This is a genomic window from Methylobacterium sp. WL7 (assembly GCF_008040085.1).
In the GTDB taxonomy this organism is placed as follows: Bacteria; Pseudomonadota; Alphaproteobacteria; order Rhizobiales; family Beijerinckiaceae; genus Methylobacterium; species Methylobacterium mesophilicum.
This window is the reverse complement of record NZ_VRVG01000225.1, coordinates 1-4,291: the sequence shown is the minus strand read 5'-3', so window position 1 is coordinate 4,291 and position 4,291 is coordinate 1. Positions and strand designations below refer to the sequence as shown.

The following is a 4,291-nucleotide window of genomic DNA, read 5'->3' as shown; positions in this document are numbered from 1 at the left end:
GGCCCACCCTCCCCCACAGAGTGGGGAGGGAGAGCGCGGCGGGCGATGGCGCCGACATCCGGAAGACGGCGTGCGAACATCCCGGCCCGCTCTGCCAGGCAGGCCCCCGCCGGTCTCCGTTACGCCCGCCCGCCGGCCACCCGTAGCGTCGGCTGCGCCCGCTCGGCGCAGCGCGCCATCACGGCATCGTAGCTCTCGAGATAGCGATCGGTCATGGCGGCGGCGTCGTAGAGGGCCTCGGCCCGGTCGCGGCAGGCCCGGCGCGACAGGCCGCCGGCGTCCCGGATCGCCACGGCGAGGTCCTGTGAATCGTCCGGCCGGGCGAGGCGGCCGCACTGGGCGTCGAGGATGTCGGGCATCGCGCCCCGGCGGAAGGCGGCCACCGGCGTGCCGCAGGCGAGCGCCTCGGCGACCACGAGGCCGAACGGCTCCTCCCAGCGCGGCGACACGATCGCCACCCGGGCGCGGCCGAGATGGTGCGCGAGGTCCCGGTGCGAGAGGTGGCCGAGATGGGTCAGGTCGGGCCCGAGCCGCGGGGCGATCTCGGCCGCCCAGTAGCCGGGATTGAGCTTGGGGCCCGCGAAGGTCAGCGGCAGCCCGGCCGCGCGGGCGGCGTCGATGGCGAGGTGAAGCCCCTTCTCGGGTACGATCCGGCCGGACCAGAACGCGAAGGGCGGAGCGTCGGGAGTCTCCGAATACGCGAAGGTCGAGAGGTCGACGCCGTTGTCGACCACCTGCGCGCCGGGCACGAGCGATTGCCATTCCTGGGCGAGCGAGGGCGAGACCGCCAGGAAGGCCATGTCGGGATCGGCCTGCACCACGCCGGAGACCAGGGCGTCGAAGGGCGGGGTGTGCAGCACCGTGACCCAGGGCAGCCCGAGCCGGGCGCTCATCTGCAGGGGCAGGGCGTGCAGCGCGTTGTTGTGCACGAGGTCGAACCCGCCGGCCGCGACCAGCTCCATCATCCGCCGGTAGGCGTCGTACTCGGCCGCGTCGATCGCCTCCTCGCGCTCGGGATCCGCCACGGCGTCGCCGGTCGGGTCGCACAGCATCACCGGTTCGAGCGCCGGGTCCGAGCCCCGGCTGGCGAACAGCGTCACATCGTGCCCGCGCCGCTTCAACGCCACGGTCAGCAGATGCGTGTGCATCTCCAGACCGCCGGCATAGGGCTGGCCGATCGGGTACTTCAGATGTGCCAGGACAGCGATCTTCACGCGCGCACCGAATCCGGTTGTGTGGGGATCTTTGCCGGCCGCAGCGAAGCGAAAGGAATTTCGTCCGCAGCGAGCGTGGCGGGTATCATGCCCATCTTTTCTTCATCAAGCGTTGCGTCATCGACGCCGGGAGCGACGACGGACGCAGCGCGTTCCCACCGTCATAAGGGCTGCGGTCTGAACCGATGATGATCGAGACGCGAGGTCGACCATTCAGCCGGGTGCGCCACCCCGCCTGGGTCCGCCTGACCCACTGGACCGGCGCCGCCGCGACCTTGGCGCTGATGGTCAGCGGCACCGCGATCCTGCTCGCCCTGCCGAAGCTGTTCTGGGGCGAGACCGGGGCCAACGACGCGCCGGCCTGGATCGCCCTGCCGCTGCCGGTGAACCTCGAGCAGACCGGCTGGGCGCGCAACCTGCACTTCCTGGCCGCCTGGATCTTCGTCCTCAACGGGGCCGCCTACCTGGCCCTGGCGCTGCTGCGCGGGCATCTGCGGCGGCGCCTGCTGCCGGAGCCGGCCGAGATCCGGCCGCGGGCGCTCGCCGGCGAGGTCCGGTCGCATCTGCGCCTGCGCGGCGGGGCGCCGGCGACCGGCCGCTACAACGCGCTCCAGAAGCTCGCCTACCTCGTCGTCCTGCTGGTGCTCGCGCCGCTGATGCTGCTCAGCGGCCTGACCATGTCGCCCGGCGTCACCGCGGCCTGGCCTGAGCTGTTCACGCTGTTCGGCGGGCGGCAATCGGCCCGGACGATCCACTTCCTGGCGGCCTTCGCGATGGTCGCGTTCCTCGCCATCCACATCTGGCAGGTGTTGGCGAACCGGCCGCTGGACCTCATGCGCGGCATGATCGCCGGGCGTGCCGGCAACGCGGAGGAGAACCCATGAGCGCGCTGACCCGTCGCCGCCTGATCGTCGGGACCGCCGGGATCGGCGCGGCCGGCCTCGTCGGCGGCTGCGATCCCGGCGCGCCGCAGCTGCGCCCCAATCCCTACGGGTTGAGCGACTGGCTGACCTTCGCGGGGCAGCGCCTGCTGCTGGCGCGCCAGCCGCTCGCCCGGGAATTCGGCCCCGAGGCGATCTCGGCGGTGTTCCCGACCATCAACACCACCGACCCCGACGACCCGGCCTATCGCCGCTCGAAGGCGCAGGGCTTCTCGGATTGGCGCCTGCCGGTCACGGGCCTCGTCGAGCGGCCTGGGGCGTTCTCGCTCGCCGCGCTGAAGGCGATGCCGGCGCGCACGCAGATCACGCTCCATTCCTGCGAGCAGGGCTGGTCGGCGATCGGCCAGTGGACCGGCGTTCCGCTGTCCCTGGTGCTCGCCGCCGCCGGGATGCGCCCGGAGGCGCGCTACGTGGTGATGCGCAGCGTCGACGGCTGGTGGGACAGCTACGACCTGTTCGACGCCCTCCACCCGCAGACCATCCTGGCCTACGGCATGAACGGCGCCGACCTGCCGGTGGCCCACGGCGCCCCGGTTCGCCTCCGGGTGGAGCGACAGCTCGGCTACAAGTCCTTGAAATACCTCGCCAGCATCGAGGCTGTGGACCGCGTCGACGGCATCGGCCACGGCCGCGGCAGCATGGTCGCGGGCCTCGGGTTCAGCTGGTACGCTGGCATCTGAGCCGCCCGTCGACGCCGTGCGGCCGGGGAGGGGCTTCATGGATCTCACGATCGGTCTGAGCACGTTCGCGCTCGGCGCGGCGGCGCTGGCGGTGGTCACGCTGGCGGCCGGCGTGAAGATGATCCCGCAGGGCCACGTCTTCACGGTCGAGCGGTTCGGCCGCTACAACCGCACCCTCGAATCGGGCCTCGGCCTGATCATCCCGTTCGTCGAGCGCGTCGGCCGGCGGGTGAACGTGATGGAGCAGGTGGTCGACGTCCCGAGCCAGCAGGCCTTCACCCGCGACAATGCCGGCGTCACGATCGACGCGGTGGTGTTCTACCAGGTGCTCGACGCGGCCCGCGCCTCCTACGAGGTCTCGAACCTCGACCTGGCCATGACCACCCTGACCATGACCAACATCCGCACCGTGGTCGGCTCGATGGATCTCGACCAGCTCCTCGCCCACCGGGACGAGATCAACGAGCGCCTGCTGCGGGTGCTGGACGCGGCGGCCTCGCCCTGGGGCGTCAAGATCAACCGGATCGAAATCAAGGACATCGTGCCCCCGGCCGACCTCGCCGGCGCCATGGCCCGGCAGATGAAGGCCGAGCGCGAGAAGCGCGCCTCGATCCTGGAGGCGGAGGGGCAGCGGGCCGCCGAGATCCTGCGGGCCGAGGGGCGCAAGCAATCGGCGATCCTGGAGGCGGAGGGCCGCCGGGAGGCCGCGTTCCGCGACGCCGAGGCGCGCGAGCGCTCGGCCGAGGCCGAGGCGGCGGCGACCGGGATGCTCAGCCGGGCGATCGCCGAGGGCGACATCGCGGCGGCCAACTTTCTGGTGGCGGAGAAATACGTCGACGCGGTGCGGGCGTTGGCCACCGCGCCGAACCAGCGCGTGGTGGTGGTGCCGATCGAGGCGGCGGCGCTCGCGGGCACGCTGGGCGGCATCGGCGAGCTCACCCGCGCGGTCTTCGGCGAGGCTGCCGCCCCGCCCCGGCGCGCCGGCTCGCCGCCCAACGTGTCGGCTCCGCGGGCCGGAACCCCATGACCGACGGCTTCGGGATCCTGGCGGCCCTCGGGCCGGCCTGGAGCTGGGTGATCGGCGGCCTCGTCCTGGCGGGCGCCGAGATCGTGGCGCCGGGGGTATTCCTGATCTGGCTCGGCCTCGCCGCCGTGGCGACCGGCCTCGCCGCGGCGCTGATCCCGATGCCCTGGCAGGGCCAGACCCTGCTGTTCGCGGCCACGGCCGTCCTCCTGGTCGGCCTCGCCACGCGCCTGCACCGCCGCACGGATTCCCGCGACGCCCTCAACCGCGCCGACCGCGGCCTGATCGGCCGCGAGGGCGTGCTCGCCGAGCCGATCCTCCAGGGCGCCGGCCGCATCCGCTTCGACGACACGCTCTGGCGGATCGAAGGGCCGGATTTGCCGGCGGGGGCGCGGGTGCGGGTGGCCGGGTTGTCGGGGACGGTGCTGCGGG

At 72.9% G+C, this 4,291-nt stretch carries 5 protein-coding genes; 4 read left to right on the top strand and 1 reads right to left on the bottom strand.

The features are described 5' to 3' along the window. Positions 1-119: 119 nt before the first annotated feature. The gene (locus FV233_RS28300) at positions 120-1,214 is read right to left on the bottom strand and encodes a glycosyltransferase family 4 protein (RefSeq protein ID WP_147899506.1); all 1,095 of its coding nucleotides are present in this window, start codon (positions 1,212-1,214) and stop codon (positions 120-122) included. A 185-nt stretch (positions 1,215-1,399) separates the two neighbouring features. On the opposite strand from FV233_RS28300, the gene FV233_RS28295 reads away from it, so the two are divergent. The 4 genes from FV233_RS28295 to FV233_RS28280 form a co-directional block, all read left to right on the top strand. After that, complete coding sequence (locus tag FV233_RS28295) at positions 1,400-2,098, top strand: cytochrome b/b6 domain-containing protein (protein WP_147899505.1); 699 nt, start codon at positions 1,400-1,402, stop codon at positions 2,096-2,098. After that, positions 2,095-2,835: a molybdopterin-dependent oxidoreductase gene (locus FV233_RS28290; protein WP_147899504.1), complete on the top strand. Its 741-nt coding sequence runs from the start codon at positions 2,095-2,097 to the stop codon at positions 2,833-2,835. The genes FV233_RS28295 and FV233_RS28290 overlap by 4 nt, the downstream gene beginning before the upstream one ends. A 37-nt stretch (positions 2,836-2,872) precedes the next feature. Then, positions 2,873-3,862 carry an SPFH domain-containing protein gene (locus tag FV233_RS28285; RefSeq protein ID WP_147899503.1) on the top strand — a complete coding sequence of 330 codons (990 nt, stop codon included), beginning with the start codon at positions 2,873-2,875 and terminating at the stop codon, positions 3,860-3,862. Continuing rightward, on the top strand, positions 3,859-4,291 hold a 433-nt coding region (locus FV233_RS28280; protein ID WP_147899502.1), incomplete at its 3' end, for an NfeD family protein. The genes FV233_RS28285 and FV233_RS28280, both read left to right, overlap by 4 nt.